Origin of the sequence: Arthrobacter echini (assembly GCF_008107445.1) — a bacterium.
Lineage (GTDB): Bacteria > Actinomycetota > Actinomycetes > Actinomycetales > Micrococcaceae > Arthrobacter_D > Arthrobacter_D echini_A.
Genome location: NZ_VSLD01000001.1, coordinates 524636 through 540292 on the forward strand (window position 1 = coordinate 524636; position 15657 = coordinate 540292).

At 69.8% G+C, this 15657-nt stretch carries 14 protein-coding genes; 1 reads left to right on the forward strand and 13 read right to left on the reverse strand.

What is annotated here, in order from left to right; genetic code table 11:
* Positions 1–33 precede the first annotated feature (33 nt).
* From FQ377_RS02455 to FQ377_RS02465, 3 genes are all read right to left on the reverse strand, one after another.
* Entirely contained in the window at positions 34–1443 is a 1410-nt protein-coding gene (locus FQ377_RS02455; protein ID WP_148599643.1) for an MBL fold metallo-hydrolase, read from the reverse strand.
* Positions 1444–1600: 157 nt separating this feature from the next.
* Positions 1601–2509 carry a sulfite exporter TauE/SafE family protein gene (locus FQ377_RS02460; protein WP_148599644.1) on the reverse strand — a complete coding sequence of 303 codons (909 nt, stop codon included), beginning with the start codon at positions 2507–2509 and terminating at the stop codon, positions 1601–1603.
* A complete protein-coding gene (locus tag FQ377_RS02465) occupies positions 2506–3162 on the reverse strand; it encodes a rhodanese-like domain-containing protein (RefSeq protein WP_148599645.1) in 657 nt (218 codons plus the stop codon). The genes FQ377_RS02460 and FQ377_RS02465 overlap by 4 nt, the downstream gene beginning before the upstream one ends.
* A gap of 123 nt (positions 3163–3285) precedes the next feature.
* On the opposite strand from FQ377_RS02465, the gene FQ377_RS02470 reads away from it, so the two are divergent.
* On the forward strand, positions 3286–3543 hold the full coding sequence (locus FQ377_RS02470) for a metal-sensitive transcriptional regulator (RefSeq protein WP_148600053.1): 258 nt from the start codon (positions 3286–3288) through the stop codon (positions 3541–3543).
* Positions 3544–3576: 33 nt separating this feature from the next.
* Here FQ377_RS02470 and FQ377_RS02475 read toward each other — a convergent pair whose 3' ends face one another.
* The 10 genes from FQ377_RS02475 to FQ377_RS02520 form a co-directional block, all read right to left on the reverse strand.
* On the reverse strand, positions 3577–5559 hold the full coding sequence (locus tag FQ377_RS02475; protein WP_148599646.1) for an NHL domain-containing thioredoxin family protein: 1983 nt from the start codon (positions 5557–5559) through the stop codon (positions 3577–3579).
* The gene (locus tag FQ377_RS02480; RefSeq protein ID WP_148599647.1) at positions 5556–7697 is read right to left on the reverse strand and encodes a bifunctional copper resistance protein CopD/cytochrome c oxidase assembly protein; all 2142 of its coding nucleotides are present in this window, start codon (positions 7695–7697) and stop codon (positions 5556–5558) included. The genes FQ377_RS02475 and FQ377_RS02480 overlap by 4 nt, the downstream gene beginning before the upstream one ends.
* A gap of 154 nt (positions 7698–7851) precedes the next feature.
* Positions 7852–8130: an HU family DNA-binding protein gene (locus FQ377_RS02485; RefSeq protein ID WP_148599648.1), complete on the reverse strand. Its 279-nt coding sequence runs from the start codon at positions 8128–8130 to the stop codon at positions 7852–7854.
* A gap of 162 nt (positions 8131–8292) precedes the next feature.
* On the reverse strand, positions 8293–9000 hold the full coding sequence (locus FQ377_RS02490; protein WP_262364221.1) for a Crp/Fnr family transcriptional regulator: 708 nt from the start codon (positions 8998–9000) through the stop codon (positions 8293–8295).
* An 89-nt stretch (positions 9001–9089) separates the two neighbouring features.
* A complete protein-coding gene (locus tag FQ377_RS02495; protein WP_262364222.1) occupies positions 9090–9560 on the reverse strand; it encodes a hypothetical protein in 471 nt (156 codons plus the stop codon).
* Positions 9561–9713: 153 nt separating this feature from the next.
* Positions 9714–10781 (reverse strand): ABC transporter ATP-binding protein, encoded by a 1068-nt coding sequence (locus FQ377_RS02500; RefSeq protein ID WP_148599650.1) that lies wholly within the window; start codon positions 10779–10781, stop codon positions 9714–9716.
* Positions 10778–11632: an ABC transporter permease gene (locus FQ377_RS02505; protein WP_222861821.1), complete on the reverse strand. Its 855-nt coding sequence runs from the start codon at positions 11630–11632 to the stop codon at positions 10778–10780. Before FQ377_RS02505 ends, FQ377_RS02500 begins: the two co-directional genes overlap by 4 nt.
* Positions 11629–12573: an ABC transporter permease subunit gene (locus FQ377_RS02510; RefSeq protein WP_222861822.1), complete on the reverse strand. Its 945-nt coding sequence runs from the start codon at positions 12571–12573 to the stop codon at positions 11629–11631. Before FQ377_RS02510 ends, FQ377_RS02505 begins: the two co-directional genes overlap by 4 nt.
* The gene (locus FQ377_RS02515) at positions 12570–13817 is read right to left on the reverse strand and encodes an ABC transporter substrate-binding protein (protein WP_148599651.1); all 1248 of its coding nucleotides are present in this window, start codon (positions 13815–13817) and stop codon (positions 12570–12572) included. The genes FQ377_RS02510 and FQ377_RS02515 overlap by 4 nt, the downstream gene beginning before the upstream one ends.
* Positions 13818–14000: 183 nt before the next feature.
* Complete coding sequence (locus tag FQ377_RS02520) at positions 14001–15446, reverse strand: dihydrolipoyl dehydrogenase family protein (RefSeq protein WP_148599652.1); 1446 nt, start codon at positions 15444–15446, stop codon at positions 14001–14003.
* Positions 15447–15657 lie beyond the last annotated feature (211 nt).

Sequence of the window (15657 nt, forward strand, 5' to 3'; positions counted from 1 at the left end):
TCCCCCGGTGAGGACCGGGGGTCCGGCAGTCGATCAGGAGGTGGGAGCGCTTTCGCGGCTCTGCTGCCAGGTGGTCCAGGCCGAGTAGCTGCCGTCGAGCTCGACGACGTCGTACCCGGCCCGGCGCAGGGCGCTCGCAGCCACGGAGTTCCTGAGCCCGCTCTGGCAGTAGGACACGATGGTCCCCTGCTCGGGCAGTTCATCGAGGTGCCACATGAGCCGGCCACCGTTGAGCTGGTGCGCTCCGGGGATGTGCCCGTTACCGTACTCGGTGCGGTTCCGGACATCGAGGACCATCGCGGGGTCCAGGTCGGACAGCTCGGCCGGCTGGATCAGGGCCGGTGTGGTGAGGGGCAGACCGTCCAGGCTGGTCACGTACCCGGCGACGTGGTCGATGCCCACCCGCACCAGGTGGTCCCACAGCTCGTGGGCCTGCTCCTGGTCGGCGGCGAGCAGCACGAGGGGATTCCGGTCCTGCTCGGGATTCACCACCCACGCCCCGTACGTGGCCACGGACCCCCCGGCGGGGATGTTCAGGGATCGGGCCACCGTACCCTGATGGACCTGGTCCGCGGACCGGGTGTCGATGAAGGTCACGGTGTCGGCTGCGAGATCAGCGGCGACCTGCCCGGGAGCCAGTTCCTGCAGCGGTGCGCGCTCTCCCATGACAGCGGGGCCGTCACGGTTCTCGCGCTTCATCCGGCCGAAGTAGGCGTGGGCGTCGGGCTGACCGTCGAGCAGTTCGTCGATGAAGCCCTGCTCGTCGCCGGAGGCGAGGTAGGGCGCCCACCAGGAGTAGAGGCGTTCGTAGCCGACGGTCGAGGACGGGATGGCGCCCAGCGCCTTGCCGCATGCGCTTCCGGCGCCGTGTGCCGGGTGCACCTGCACGTAGTCGGGTAGGGTCAGGAACTTCTCCTGCAGGCTGCGGAACAGCTGCTTGGCGCCCTCGAACCGCGTGTCGACACCGCCGGCGGCCTCGTCGAGGAGGTCGGGGCGGCCGAGGTCCCCGGAGAAGACGAAGTCTCCGGAGAGAAGGTAGCCGGCCTGGTCGCTGAAGGCGCCGTCCGTAACGAGGAACGACAGGTGTTCGGGGGTGTGGCCCGGGGTGTGGACGGCCTGCAGAGTGAGGTTGCCGATGGTGATGGTGTCACCGTCCTGGAGCCGCTCGCCCTCGAAGCCGTACTGCCAGTCCATGCCCCCGGCCCCGGAGACGTAGATCGTCGCGTCGGTCGCCGCTGCCAGCTCGCGGGTCCCGGAGAGGTAGTCGGCATGGATGTGGGTCTCGGTCACGGTGCCGATGGTCATGTTGTTCTTCGCCGCCAGCTCCTGGTAGACGGCGATGTCACGGCGGGCGTCGACCACGATCGCCTCCCCTGTGGCCTGGCAGCCGATCAGGTAGCTGGCCTGGGAGAGGTCCTCGTCGTAAATGCGTTCGAAAAGCATCTGGTGCGCTCCTTCGTCGGTGCTGTGTGAGATGTCCCTGGAGGTCTGTTGTGATACCCCATGGGGTATTCATTTACCTACTGTAATACCCCAGGGGGTATGTCACAAGGGGATGGCTGGCCGGATCCGGGACGGGACGGTTCCGGCCACCCACCGATCAGGGGGCGCGCACCGCCGGGGGCGCGCCGCGAGCGCCGAGGGGACAGGACGGCGCCAGGAACCTGCAGGCGAGCACGCCGGCGAGTCCGAGGACCGCAACGGTCACGGCGAGGACCGCGCGGAGCTCCTCGGGCGCCTGCTGGATGAGGACGAAGGCGCCCATGACCAGGACGAACCACCCGAAAGCCTTGCGCAGGACGGTCTCCGGGATCCGGCCCGAGAGCTTCGCGCCGATCAGGGATCCGACGATCGCGGCGGCCGTGACGCCCAGGGTGAGTCCCCACGGGATGTCGACGGTGGTGAGGTACCCGGCCAGTCCCGCGAAGGACTTCATCGCGATGACCACCAGCGAGGTGCCGACCGCCACGGACATCGGGAGCCCGCCGAGCAGGGCCAGGGCCGGGACCACGAGGAAACCGCCCCCGGCTCCGACCAGGCCTGTCACCAGGCCCACCACCGCGCCGTCGAGCAGGACGCGGGCCAGGGGGAGGTCTCGATCTCCGTCCGCCACGCTCGCGTGCGGGTCCGCCGGAGCTGCGGGCCGCTTCCGGCCGCGGATCATCGCCACGGAGGTGGCAACCATCATGAGGGCGAACGCGACGAGCAGGAACTGCCCGGGGATGAAGCCCCCGAGCAGCCCGCCGGCGAAAGCGCCGACCATTCCTGCAGCACCGAAGATCAGACCGGTCCGCCATCTGACGCGGCCGCTGCGGGCGTGGGAGACCACGCTCACCGCCGAGGTCACCCCCACCACGAACAGCGAGGCGGCGATCGCCTCCTTCGGTTCGAATCCTGCTGCGTAGACCAGGATCGGGACCGTGAGGATCGACCCGCCCCCGCCCAGTACGCCCAGCGACAGTCCGATCAGGATCGACAGGGCGAGGACGAGGATCAGGGTGGTACTCACGCCGCGTCGGCTCCGTCGATGATTCCCGGTGCGCGCCGCGAGCCGACAGGCAGACCGAGGATGGCGCTCTCCCGGGTGGGCTCCTTCGCCGCCCTGTTCCAGGGCATCACGGCCAGCGCGCGGCCCATGGCGCAGGTGTTCGTCGCGGCCGAGAACGTCAGCCCCGTGCCGATGACGCCGGCCACCATGCGGATTCTCGGGGAGACGAAACGCCCTCCGGCGAGGCCTGCGATCACGAGAGACCCGGCCGCCATGCGGACCTGCCGCTCGAGGTGCCAGCGGACGGGCCCGCGCTTCACGCCTCCACCTGCGGCTGCGTAGCCGGGTACACCGCCGGCCAGGACCTGGAGGTCGGCGACGCCCGAGGCGGCGAGGCGCTGCCGGGCCTGTTCGGACCGGACGCCGGACTGGCACACGAGGACCACATCACTGCCGAGCCGGACGGCGAGCTCGTCCGGGTGCTCCAGCAGGAGGGGCAGCGGCACGTTGAAGGACCCCTCGATATGGAGGGCCTCGAATTCGGCCGCCGACCTGACGTCGAGGACGAGGAGGTCCGGTCGCTCGGAGATCAAGCTCTGCAGCTCAGCGGGTGACAGGGCTCCCGGGGCGGCGGTCTGGGAGGTGGTGGAGCCGGGAATGGTGGGGGCGCTCATGGGGACCTTTCGAACACTGCGGGGATGGATACCCCCAGGAGTATTCCCCACCGTCGGATAGGTCGTCAAATACCCACGGGGGTATAGTGGAGAGGTATGCTGCCACGACCTCTGGAGACTCCGATGCAACTCGATCCCACTGAACTGACCCCCGTGATCAACCGGCTCAAGCGAGCCCAGGGCCAACTGGCGGCCGTGACGCGCATGCTCGAGGAGGGCAGGGACTGCAAGGACGTGGTCACCCAGATGGCCGCGGTATCCAAGGCCCTCGACCGGGCAGGGTTCGCCATCATCGCCAGCGGGCTCGAGCAGTGCATCGTCCAGGAGGACGCGAGCCTCGACAAGAAGGAACTCGAGAAGCTCTTCCTCAGTCTCGCCTGAGGCACCCGGCCGGCGCCCCAGGGCAGCCGGGCGTCAGTCCAGGCCGCGCAGTTCCAGCGTCAGGGTGCTCTCTCCGTCGCCGGAGACGGCCACGGGAATCCCCCAGTCCTGCTGGTACAGATGGCACGCCGCGTGATCGGGGATCTCTCCGCCCGGCTCGCCGTCACAGGACGCCGCCCGCGCGGTGATGTGCAGGACGCCGTCGCCCGCCTCCTGCGAGAGCACCACCTCCCGCGTCAGCCCCTGGGAGGTCCCGCCGCCGGAGACGATGAGGGATTCCGGTGACGAGCTGATCTTCAGCTGCGTTGGATCGCCCCAGCGGTCGTCCAGCTTCTGGCCGGTGGGGGCGGTGAAGCGGACCGTGACAGCGAGCGGCCCCTCGGTCACCGGCGTCGTGGGCCGCTGGGTACGGGACGCCCCCTCGTCGACGGCGAGCGCCTGCCGGGGCAGGGGCGTCCGCACGAGCTGATGACTGTTGGCCTCCACCACGATGAGCAGGGGATCCCCACCGTCGGCCACCGGACCCATGTCCACGAGCACGTCCGACGGCTCCGCCAGGCCGCGCAGCAGCGTCGACACCTCGCGCGTGGACGGGTCGTAGCGGCGCACGGCACCGTTGTAGGTGTCGGCGATCGCAATGGAACCATCGGGGAGCGCGGTCACGCCCAGCGGGTGCTGCAGCCGCGCCTGCTCGGCGTCGCCGTCGCGGAACCCGAAGTCGAACAATCCGGTACCGATGGCAGTGCCCACCCGGGTCCGGATCCGACCGTCGATCTCCTCGAACGCCAAGGAGCGCACGGCCGAAGTCTCGGAATCGGCCACCCAGAGGGTGCCGTCGCCGTCCTCGGCGAGTCCCGAGGGCTGCGCGAACCAGGCCGTGGACGCCTCACCGTCGAGCAGGCCCTCCAGTCCGGTGCCGGCCAGGACGTCGACGGCATGGCTGCGGGGGTCGTAGCTGAAGATCTGGTGCGTTCCCGCCATCGCGATGACCACCCGCACCAGGACGGACGAGTACACCACGTCCCAGGGGGAGGACAGCGAGACGTCCAGGGCGTCGGTGCCCAGGTGGGTCTCGGTCAGCCGCGGCGCTTCGCTCTCGGCGCCCACCTCGCGGGCGTTCTCCTGCAGTCCGGCCCTGGTGTGGTTGCCGGAGTCCAGCAGGCGCTGCGTCCCGTTGCCGGCGAGCGTGGTCACCCGGCCGGTGGCGAGATCCACGCCCCGGAGCCGGTGGTTCACGGAGTCGGCGACGACGACGTCGTACCCGACCTCCGCGGCCAGCGCGGTGGGGAGCAGGGCGAGGCCCTGCGGTTCGTTGAACTCGGCCTCGGTGGGCCCACCGTCGGCGAAGCCCTTGGTCCCCGAGCCGATGGTTCGACGCACCGTGGTCAGGTCGGCCTCGAGTTCCACGAGCCGGTGGTGTCCGGTGTCGCCGACGAGGAACGTCCCGGCCTCGGGCAGTGCGAGCAGCTTGCCGGGGAACTTCAGCGCACCGGCGGTGCTCGGAGCCGCCATGTACGGACCATCCCCACGGTGCAGGGTGCCCTTGGCCTCGTGCTCGGCCACCAGTTCCTCGACCAGCGATGCGAGCCCTCCCGCGTGACCCTCGCCGGAAAGATGCGCCACGATGTAGCCCTCGGGGTCGATCACCACGAGGGTGGGCCAGGCGCGGGCCGTGTAGGCCGCCCAGGTGTCGAGCTTCGGATCGTCCAGGACGGGGTGCCGGATGTCGTAGCGCTCCACGGCTGAGGCGAGCGCCACCGGGTCCGCCTCGTGCTCGAACTTCGGCGAGTGCACGCCCACGGTGACGAGGACGTCCTGGTAGGCCTCTTCCAGTGGACGGAGTTCGTCGATGACGTGCAGGCAGTTGATGCAGCAGAACGTCCAGAAGTCGAGGATCACGATCTTCCCGCGCAGATCCTCGAGCTGCAGTTGCCTACCTCCCGTGTTGAGCCAGTTCCGGCCGGTCAGGGCTGAGCCGCGCACCCGGTAGCCGGTGCGCGTGGTGGTCTCGGTCATTCATCGTCTCCTGCTGTGCTGGTCCGCGCCGCGGACGGGGGCCGGGAGCCCCGGGGTCCGACGTCGCGCGCGGCGAGGTCGGTGAACATGCTGTTGTAAGCCGCGAGATCGGCGTCGTTATTCCTGTCCGCCGCGCGATCCGTCCGCTTCGTCTCCCGCGCGTCGGAACGGGACCACATGACGGCTACGCCGATGGCCAGCAGGAGCGTCGGGATCTCCCCGACCCCCCACGTCACGGCTCCGCCGACCTGCTGGTCCGCGAGGGCGGAGCCACCCCACTCACGGCCCATGTTGCCGAACCAGGAGGCCTGCAGGAGGGACGTCGAGCCCATCAGGGCCACCCCGAAGAAGGCGTGGAAGGCCATGGTCGCGAAGAGCAGCAGGATCCTGAGCGGATACGGGGCGCGGTACGGGACGGGATCGGTCCCGATCATCGAGAGGACGAAGATGTAGCCGGTGATCAGGAAGTGCGTGATCATCAGCTCGTGCCCAACGTGCTCGCGCAGGGCGAACCCGAACAGCGACGAGTAGTAGAAGACGATGATCGACGCCACGAAGTTCCCGGCCGCGAAGAGAGGGTGCGTGATGAGCCGCGACGGCCACGAGTGGACGATCGCGAGGATCCACTCCCGGATGCCACGCGTCCCGTCGCGGCGTGCGCGGAGCGCCCTCAGCGCGAGGGTCACGGGTGCGCCCAGGACCAGGAACAGCGGGACCACCATGGTCAGGGCCATGTGGTCGATCATGTGTGCGCTGAAGAGCACCATGCCGTAGACCGCGGGCGCGCCGGAGGTGAAGTAGGTCAGCAGGATCAGGCCGAGGAGCCAGCTGACGAGCTTCAGGACGGACCAGGAATCGCCGCGGCGACGCAGCTTCAGGACCCCCAGGACGTAGGCGACCCCGAGGGTCAGCGCGACGGCCACCCACAGCCAGTCGGGGCGCCACTCCGTGAACCAGCGGGAGAGGGTCGGCTCGGGCGGCAGATCGTACCCGGTGAGGATGCGGGCGGGTCCGGCCTCGGTGGGGAGCACCTCGGCGCGCGGCGGAGCGGTGCGCCCCAGGGCTCCGGCCACGCCGAACACCGCCCCCATGACGAGGAGTTCGACCGTGATGAACTGCCAGAGCACGCGCCGCGCCGAGAGGGAGGCGGCCGAGGTCCCCTCCGGGGCTCCGAGCTGGGGGATGATCCACTGCCGGTGCATCCAGCCGATACCACCGAGGAGCAGCGTGGCGATGGTCTTGAAGGTGACCAGCAGACCCCATGGCGAGCTGAGCTGCTCCAGGTCCGTGATGCGGAGGCTGGCGTTCACCACACCCGAGGCGACCACGAGGACGAAGGCGAAACCGGCCAGTGCGGAGAACCGCTTGAGTACCGGGAGAGCCTGGTCCCCCAGCTTGCCGCTCACGACGGCGAGGGCGATCAGGCCGCCGGCCCACAGGCACACGCCCACGAGGTGCAGGGCGATGGAGTTGACGGCCGCATTGTGGTCGTCTCCGCTGGCGGAGTGGCCGATGAGGGCCATGGGGAGCAGATTCAGCAGCGCCAGGACGAGCGCGAGGCCCAGGCCGACCTGCGAGCGCACACCGAACAGGACGGTGGCGAGGACGGCGGAGACGATCGCGGTGACCAGCCAGGCACGCCCGGTGGAGAAGTCGGTCAGGAAGGCTGCAAGACCCTGCGTGTAGGTGGGGTCCGAACTCAGGGGCAGCCCTGCTGCGTCCGAATAGGTGAAGATCAGGACGCCGAGGGCCCCGACGGTCCAGCTGACGGCCGCGACGGAGGCGAGGAGGAGTGCCCTCGAGAGCGCAGGGTGCTCCGCTGCGCCCTGACGCGGCTTCCGGCCGTTCTCGCCGACCTTCAGCGGCAGCATGATGACGGCGAAGACGAGGGCCCCGATGGTCCCGGCGGCCGAGGTGTTGGTGAGCGCCTTGGCGACGGGCAGTCCCCACCGGGTCAGTGCGCCGGGATCGCCCAGTTGCCGTGCCGCCGCAGCTCCCGAGTACAACAGACCGATGACGAGTGCGGCCAGGAGTACGACGCCCGCAAGCACCAGCCACGCTGCTCCCACGGCACGTCCGGGCGAGGGCTTGGGGAGCGTTTCGCGCGGCGTTTTCGCAGTGGTGGACACGTACACCATTCTCTACCCGGAGTAGAAATAGGGCCAATCTCCCGCGAGCTGCGATCGTCGTCCTCCAAGGGCATCGGGCCATTACCGGCGCGGCCGATGGAACGATGCTGGTGGAACGACGGAGGACCGCTGCCGTGAGCGGCAGCGGTCCTCCGGATGCGTGCTACTTGGCGGAAGCCTTGAGCTTCGAGCCCGCGGTCAGCTTGACGCTGTGGCCGGCGGCGATCTGGATGGTCTCCCCGGTCTGGGGGTTGCGTCCGGTGCGCGCGGCACGGCTGGTGCGCTCGACGGCGAGCCATCCCGGGATGGTGATCTTCTCGTCCTTCGAGACTGAGTCGGCGAAGACCTCGAACAGGGCGTCGAGGACGCCGTTCACTGCAGCCTGGCTGGTGTCGGCCTTCTCTGCTACCTCGGCAACGAGTTCACTACGGTTTTTTGCCACGTCAGATCCTCCTGGAAGTCTCTCTTCGGAATGAGCTCTTCGGTCGTCGAAAAGCCTCTGTCCGAGAATCTATCAGCTTGGCAGGCTTCTCCCGCGTGTTCACGCGGCTTTTGGCATGATTGACGGGCGATGACCATCGGATCACCGGACGGATGGTCCGGGTCAGAAGGTGCTGCGGGAGATACGGCGGAGGCCGTCCACGTCGTCGATGGTGATACGTCCACGGCCCTGCCTGATCAGGCCGCGGGCCGCGAAGTCGGCCATCGTCTTGCTGGTGGCCTCGCGAGTGGCGCCGAGGAGTCCGGCGAGCTGCTCGTGCGTGAGCTTCACCACCCGGGCCTGGGTGAACCTGGTGCGGGGTGCCGCCTTCTCCAGTGTGAGAAGTGTTGCGGCGGTCCTCGCGGTGAGGGGACGCAGCGCCATGTCCGTGAGTCGCTCCTCGAGGCGTGCCACCTGCTCACCGAGCAGACGCGAGATCTTCACGGCGATCCTGGGGTTGGACAGGAAGTGTTCCTCGACGTCGGCCGCGCTGAGCTGGCAGACCACGGACGTCTCGATCGCCTCCGCGTAGTTGTCGTACATCTGCTGGCCGATCAGGAGCATCTCTCCGAACACGGCGCCGGGTTCGAGGATCGCGATGGTGAGGGTCTTGCCGTCCTCGGCGACGCGGAAGATCCTGATTCGGCCTCCCTTGAGGATGAACAGGGCAGTGACGGGCTCGCTCTGGCTGAAGACGAGTTCACCGCTGCTGAACAGTCTCGGCGGTGACGTCCGGTCGATGGCTGCGATGTCCTGCTCGGTGAGATCCGAGAAGATGTCGACAAAACTGAGGCAGCTGAAATGCTCTCCGGACTCGGCCAAGAGATCCACCTCCCGTTCGTGGGGCGCCCACCCCTCGGTTACGGGCGTGGCGGCCGACAGGACCGTTCTCGAGCAGGCATCGCTCAAGCGGCGGTCGGTCACCGGCGTCGCAGCACTCCCGCTGCGATGAGTCCCAGAATAAGCCCATAGATGACGTGGCCCATCAGCGAGGCCAGGGATGAACCGTCGACGGTGAGAACCGGCATCCTCAGCGCCGCCGGCATCAGCAGGAGCGGGCCGAGGACCCACCACAGCGCCCCGTAGACGACGCCGAGCAGGGCGCTCCGGAGTGTGCCGTCGAGCAGGCCCGCGCCCAGGAGGGTCAGGGCGAGCCCGATCAGGACCGAGATGAGCAGGTGCACGATGAAACCGACGGCGACCGAGGTCGACCCGACGAGCGAGGCGATCATGGGGAGCATGCCCATCATGAACATGAGGGCACCGAAGACCACGCCTCCGCCGAGGCCGCCCAGCACACCGGCGAGCAGTCGCCCGCCGATCGTGGGTGGAGATGAATCCACCCGGCTGATGTCCGGTGTCCGGGTGGGTTGTCCGTGTGAAGCAGTCATGCTGCTCGCCGTCCTGATCCGCAGTATCGGGGTGGGTCCCGCCGGTCATGACGCTCGCGCCGAGCGGGAATGTTCCTCGACGGTAGGCGCGGCCCGCCCCTGCGTTCTGCGATCAGGGACACAGTGCATCGCTCCGTCCCGCCGGATCCGCGGCTACCGCTGCGGGACCGCCCATGCGCGGTGCTCGTGCAGGCCCACTTCGACAACCTGCCCCGGGAGCAGCTGCGGACGCCCGGGGACATCGACCGCGAGGGTGGCGGAACCCGTGGATCCGGCGGGGTCGTCGGCGCCCACGAGGATCCGGACCAGGGTCCTCGCTCCGAGGGACGTCAGTCCTGCCACGGAACCCTTGATCGTCGGCCCGCCGGTCTCGCCGGACGGGACGAGCCGGAGCGCTTCCTGGCGCACGGTGAGAACGGCAGGTCCGTCCACCGCATCCTCCTGGACGGCGAGTACCCCCAGGGCCGAGTGGTGACGACCGTCGCGGACCACGCCCGGGATGGCGTTGAGTCCACCGAGGAGGTTGTTCACCTGCTGCGTCGCGGGTTCGTAGTGGATCTGGTGCACGGTGCCGTGCTGCAGGATGCGGCCCTCATCGAGGACGGCGATCGAGTCGGCGAGGATCGACGCCTCCTGCCGGTCGTGCGTCACGACGACGACGGTCGGTGCCAGCTGCGCCCTGATGTGATCGATCAGGGCGTACATGTCCTGGCGTAGCTGCACATCGAGGGAGGCGAAGGGCTCGTCCAGCAGCAGGATGCGGGGCTGCCTGGCCAGCGCCCTGGCCAGGGCGACGCGCTGTTCCTGTCCGCCGGAGAGTGTGCCCACCGGTCGACGCGCGTAGTCGGCCAGCTGGACGAGATCCAGGAACTCCATGGCCTGCTGCCGCGCCACGGAGCGCCGTCGCCCGGCCATACGGGCCGCGAAGGCGACGTTGTCGACGACGTTCAGATGCGGGAAGAGCAGTGCCTTCTGGAAGACGAGGGCCATGCCGCGCTCCTCCACGGGAACCGCGGCGAGGTCGGCGCCGTCGGCCAGGACCTCGCCGCCGGAGGGCGTGTCGAGTCCGGCGATGATCCGCAGGAGCGAGGATTTACCGCTGCCCGATGCTCCGAGAAGGGCAACACACCGGGACGGCGGAACCGTCAGCGACACGTCGTGGAGCACCCCGGTCGATCCGAACGAGCGGGAGACGGCCCGCAGTTCGAGACCCGAGCTCATGGCCCCTCCCTCCTGGACAGCGATCCCATTACCGTCGGCAGGGCGAGGGCGGCCAGGACGACGAGCGGCGGGATGACGACGCCCAGGGACAGCACGGCCGTGAGCTGCTCGCTCCCCGGCGACGACGCTGCGGCTCCGAGCAGCGTGGGCAGGGTGCTCAGCCTGCCCCCGCCTGCGAGCAGGGTGGTGATGTAGTCACCCCAGCCCACGAGGAAGGCGAGGAAGAACGCGCGCGTGGTCGCCGCGGCCAGCAGTGGGCTGCGGACGTGCCGGAGGATCTGGTGCGGCGCGGCCCCGAGGGTGCGTGCGACGTCGTCGAAGCGCCCCTCGTAGGCGGTGAGGGCGCTGCGGAACATGAAACTCGTGTAGGGCAGGGCGGTGACCACCAGGATCAGGGCAACACCCGCGAATGCGGGCACATGCAGACGCAGCAGCGTGACGTTCACCCCCATCACCAGGGCGAACGGTGGGATCGCCAGGGGCGCGAGGAGGATCAGGTCCACGGCCCGGCCACGCCGCCCGGGCAGCGCCCGTGCGGCGAGGGCTCCGAGGAGTCCGAGCGGTGTCGCGACCAGTGCCACGCAGCCGCCGAGGAGCAGGGACGTCAGCGCTGCCCGGACCGTTCCCGGCTGCAGCAGCACCGTGAACGCAGTGCCCGAGTAGCCGTCGGGCAGTACGGCAGGGGCCTGCCAGGTGTCGGCCACCGACCAGAGCGCGGGCGGAAGCAGCGGCGCCAGGATCCAGAGGACGAGCAGGGCCCCCACGCCCGCCCGCACTGCCGCGCCACGCCACGCACCGGGCATCACAACCCGGCGGCGTGCCACCCGCGCGCGGGTCAGGACCGCCGTCATCGCAGGTCCCGCCGCGCCCGCAGGACGGCGACGCCGCCGAGGATCGCCGCTCCGCCGACGGCGACGGACACCAGCGCCGTGGCCATCGCTTCCGGTCGGGCCGCGAGATCCACGGACCCGAACAGCCTCACCGCACGGACCGACAGTGGCTCGGGCGAGATCGGTCCGAGCAGCCAGGCCGTCTCGTAGGAGCCGAGGGTGTAGACGAAGACGATGAGCCCCGACACGGCCAGGGCCGGAACGGACAGGGGCAGGACCACGTGGATGATCCGCTGCCACGCCGTCGCCCCGAGCGTCGCGGCGGAGTCGCACATGCCGGTCATGGACCGGGACATGCTCCCGATCACCACGAGAGCGACGAACGCCGATTCCTTCCACGCGTACTCGATGATCACGGCGGACCACCACGGGCTACCGACGAGTGCGGGAAACCCGTCCGGCAGGCCCAGCACCCGGTCCAGGAACCCGCTGTCGGAGAGGAGCAGGCCCATGCTTCCCGCCCCGATGAGGTGGGGGACGGGGATGGTCGCCGCGCTGAGGGCCGCGACGACACGGCCCGGCCGGGGCGCGGCGAGGACGTAAGCGGCGAGGACGAATCCGACCACCAGTGCCACCGCCGTGGAGGCGGTCGCGATGTAGGCGGAGGCGCCCACCGAGGTGGCCAGTTCCGCGGCGGCTCCGCTCCAGCCGCGCAGGCTGAGGGACGGCTTCCCGATGAAGGGCATCAAACCGAGGCTCTGTCCCAGGGCCGCGGTGAGCGATACGCCCAGGACGAGGACGACGGGCACCACGGCCGGTGCGGCCAGCAGCACACCGCGACCCGGAAGAAGTCGGGGTTCCCGGGCAGCGCGGCCCGTCCCCACTCGTCGGGCCCGGGGCCCCGGCGCAGCACTCCCGCGGTGTCCGGCGTCGCCCGCCGGGTGCTGTCGGGACCTCGTCATCGTGCCGCTGCGACCTCCTGGCGCCACGCCTCGTCCAGGGCAGGCACCCACTGCGCGGAGAGTTCGCTGTGCGCATTGCGCGAGAGTTCGTCGTAACCGGGCACCACCGGCGACGCCGGCAGCTCGGCGAAGCGGGCCCTCTGGTCGGCGTCGAGCCGGTCCGTGTCGAGGACGGGGAACTGCCCCCAGGTGCGGGGATCGGCCTTGGCTGCCTGTTGCGCCGGGGACAGCGCCAGATCGGCGACGACCATGGCCCCCGCCGGGTCGGACGCGTTGGCAGGGATGGCCAGGAAGCTGGCGTTACCGACCGTGCCCTCGTCGAGGGTGAGGACCCTGGTCGAGGCGGGGAGGGCTCCCGAGCCCACGAGATCCGTAAGCGTCGCAGGTCCGTAGGTCATCGCGATGTCCACCTCGCCGTCGGCGAAGAGCGTGGTCAGCGCCTGCTCGTCGCGCGGATAGGTGGCTCCTTCACGCCAGAGGGACGGCGCAAGCCGATCGAGCGCCTGCAGGGCATCGGGGGCGAGCGCATCGAAGGCCTCCGCACTGTAGTCCAGCGGTACCGCCTCCGCTCCGCCCGCGACACTGAGCAGTACCTCGCGCAGGAACACACTGCCGGTGAAGTCCGGCGGAGCGGGGTAGGTGAACCGGCCCGGATTCTCAGCCGCCCACTGCAGGATGCCCTCGAGGGTGGTCGGCGGATCGGTGAGGGTGGCGGAGTTGTAGAAGAACGTGAACTGGGCCTTGTGCCACGGCATCTCGCACCCGTTCACGGGTGTGCCGAAGTCGTCGAGCAGCAGTGGATCACCCGGGTCGGTGAACTGCATGTTCGGCAGCAGATCGATCCATCCGCACCGCCACGCGTCAGCCTGCTGCCCCGTGCTGAAGTTCGCGCCGTTGACCCAGACCAGGTCCACGGAACCGTCCGTCCGCCCGGCCTGGCGTTCGCTGAGGATCCGGTTCACGGCGTCCAGCGTATCGACGATCGGCACCCGACGCAGGGTGACGCCCTCCTCCGCGGCGGCAGGCGCCAGGATGTCGTCGACATAGGCGTTGCCCTGGTCATCACCGCCGTACATCCACAGGTCCACCACCTGGCCGTCCGCGTCGGCGCGGACATCCTCGAACGACGCATAGGTGGGCGCCGCCGGTGGTTCCCCCGCGCAGGAACCCAGCGCAAGCGCGGCGACGGCTGAAAGGACGCACACGGTGCGTCGACGGGGCGAGGGGCCGGACGAACGATTCATGGATCCTTCGGGGAGGGAACAGGGACTTTGTCCTGTGTGCTTCGACGCGGGCCCGTCCGATGACGGGCCCGCGGGGCAGTCCGTTGCCACGATCCTGCGGAATCATGACCGGCCGACCCTGCTGCCGGTCCGGTGTCCGCACGCCCAGGGGGGACCGGCACGGCGTGGCTCACTCGGGGTGGCTCACACGGGGCGTTGCGTGCGATCCGAGCGGACCGCGCGCCACCGCGTGAGGCGGACCAGTGCCGCCATCAGCGCCCGCACCAGCGGCTTCTCGAGAGTGGAGCGGGCATCCCGGACGGCAGCGTTCCACAGGGCGTCATTGAAGGTCGGATACGGATGGATGACACCGGCGAGATCGCGGGTGGTGAGTTTCCGCTGCACCGCCAGGCTCAACTCCCCCATGGTCTCCCCTGCGCGCGGTCCCACGATGGTCCCGCCGAGGATCCTGCCGCGCCGGTCGACGACCAGGCGGGTGAACCCGTTCTCGTGCCCCTCCGTGATGGCCCGGTCGGTGTGGGAATGCTGCATCGTGACCACGCGCCGGCGCGCGGAACCGACGCTCGTGACCCCTACGGCCGCGACCTCGGGAGACGTATAGGTCACCCGTGGCACGATCGTGCTCACTGATCTGCTCACGCCCAGGACGGCGTTCGACGCCGCCGTACTCGCGTACACCCCGGCGAGGTGGGTGAAGTCCGGGTGCTGCGTGACATCGCCCGCGGCCCACACCGCGGGGTTCGAGGTGCGCATGGTCGCGTCGACGCGCACCTGTCCCGCGTCGTCCACGTCCACGCCCACCCGCTCCAGTCCGAGGCCCGCGACGCGGGCGCGACGACCGGCAGCGACGAGGACGGTGTCCGCGGGGAACGACCTGCCGTCGTCGAGCCGGACCTGGCTCTCGCCGGCCCCGGCCTGACCGCCGACGGTGGAGACCTCCTCGATGGTGCTGTCCTCCACGATCCGGACACCGTCCTGCACCAGCGCCGATCGCACGACGTCGGCAGCATCCGGGTCCTCCTTCGGCAGGATCCTGGAACGGACCAGCATCACCACGTCGGAGCCGAGTCGGGCGAAAGCCTGCCCCAGTTCGCAGGCGATCGGCCCTCCCCCGATGATGACGAGCCTCCGGGGCAGGTCCACGAGATCCCATATCGTCTCCGAGGTCACCACCGAGGCCCGGTCCAGACCGGGGACGGGTGGGACCGCGGGATCGCTGCCGGTGGCGATGAGCGCCCGGTGGAAGCGGATCTCCTCACCGTCGATCTCCGCGCGCCCCGGACCGAGGAAACGGGCTTCTCCCTGCCGGACCGTCACCCCCACCGCCTCGAGCGAGGCACGTGAATCCTCCGGTTCGATCGCTGCGATCGCCGCCACGATCCTCGCCCGCACGGCGGAGAAGGCGGACGGGCCCGGCGGATCGCCCGGGCCTGACGCCTCACCGGCTGCCGCTGCAGCCAGGAGGGTCTTCGACGGCACGCACCCCGTCCACAGGCAGTCGCCCCCTGTTCTCGCCCGTTCCGCGAGGACGACGCGCGCGCCGAGGCGCGCTGCCGTCTTCGCGCCCACGAGCCCTGCCGTGCCGCCCCCGATGACCAGGAGGTCGATCACGGCGCTCCTCGGTTCCATGGTGCCCTTTCGTCCGTTGCTGCTCGTGATCGTTCGTCGCCACTCCGGCCGGCGCGACGATCCGGCCGTGCCGATATCAGGTCCGGACGCTACGGGTCCGGTGCACAGGGCGTCTGTAATCCAGCACACCGAAGCCCGGGCACAGCCCGCCGCTGTTCTCGGTTGCCGTACTCGGTAGCTGCACTCTGCCGATGAACGCCGCCGACGTCCT

Excerpts from the sequence above, each read along its gene's own strand:
- FQ377_RS02495 (WP_262364222.1), bottom strand. The coding sequence starts at position 9,560 with ATGACTGCTTCACACGGACAACCCACCCGGACACCGGACATCAGCCGG.
- FQ377_RS02455 (WP_148599643.1), bottom strand. The coding sequence starts at position 1,443 with ATGCTTTTCGAACGCATTTACGACGAGGACCTCTCCCAGGCCAGCTAC.
- FQ377_RS02480 (WP_148599647.1), bottom strand. The coding sequence starts at position 7,697 with ATGGTGTACGTGTCCACCACTGCGAAAACGCCGCGCGAAACGCTCCCC.
- FQ377_RS02510 (WP_222861822.1), bottom strand. The coding sequence starts at position 12,573 with ATGACGAGGTCCCGACAGCACCCGGCGGGCGACGCCGGACACCGCGGG.
- FQ377_RS02520 (WP_148599652.1), bottom strand. The coding sequence starts at position 15,446 with ATGGAACCGAGGAGCGCCGTGATCGACCTCCTGGTCATCGGGGGCGGC.
- FQ377_RS02500 (WP_148599650.1), bottom strand. The coding sequence starts at position 10,781 with ATGAGCTCGGGTCTCGAACTGCGGGCCGTCTCCCGCTCGTTCGGATCG.
- FQ377_RS02505 (WP_222861821.1), bottom strand. The coding sequence starts at position 11,632 with ATGACGGCGGTCCTGACCCGCGCGCGGGTGGCACGCCGCCGGGTTGTG.
- FQ377_RS02515 (WP_148599651.1), bottom strand. The coding sequence starts at position 13,817 with ATGAATCGTTCGTCCGGCCCCTCGCCCCGTCGACGCACCGTGTGCGTC.
- FQ377_RS02465 (WP_148599645.1), bottom strand. The coding sequence starts at position 3,162 with ATGAGCGCCCCCACCATTCCCGGCTCCACCACCTCCCAGACCGCCGCC.
- FQ377_RS02475 (WP_148599646.1), bottom strand. The coding sequence starts at position 5,559 with ATGACCGAGACCACCACGCGCACCGGCTACCGGGTGCGCGGCTCAGCC.
- FQ377_RS02470 (WP_148600053.1), top strand. The coding sequence starts at position 3,286 with ATGCAACTCGATCCCACTGAACTGACCCCCGTGATCAACCGGCTCAAG.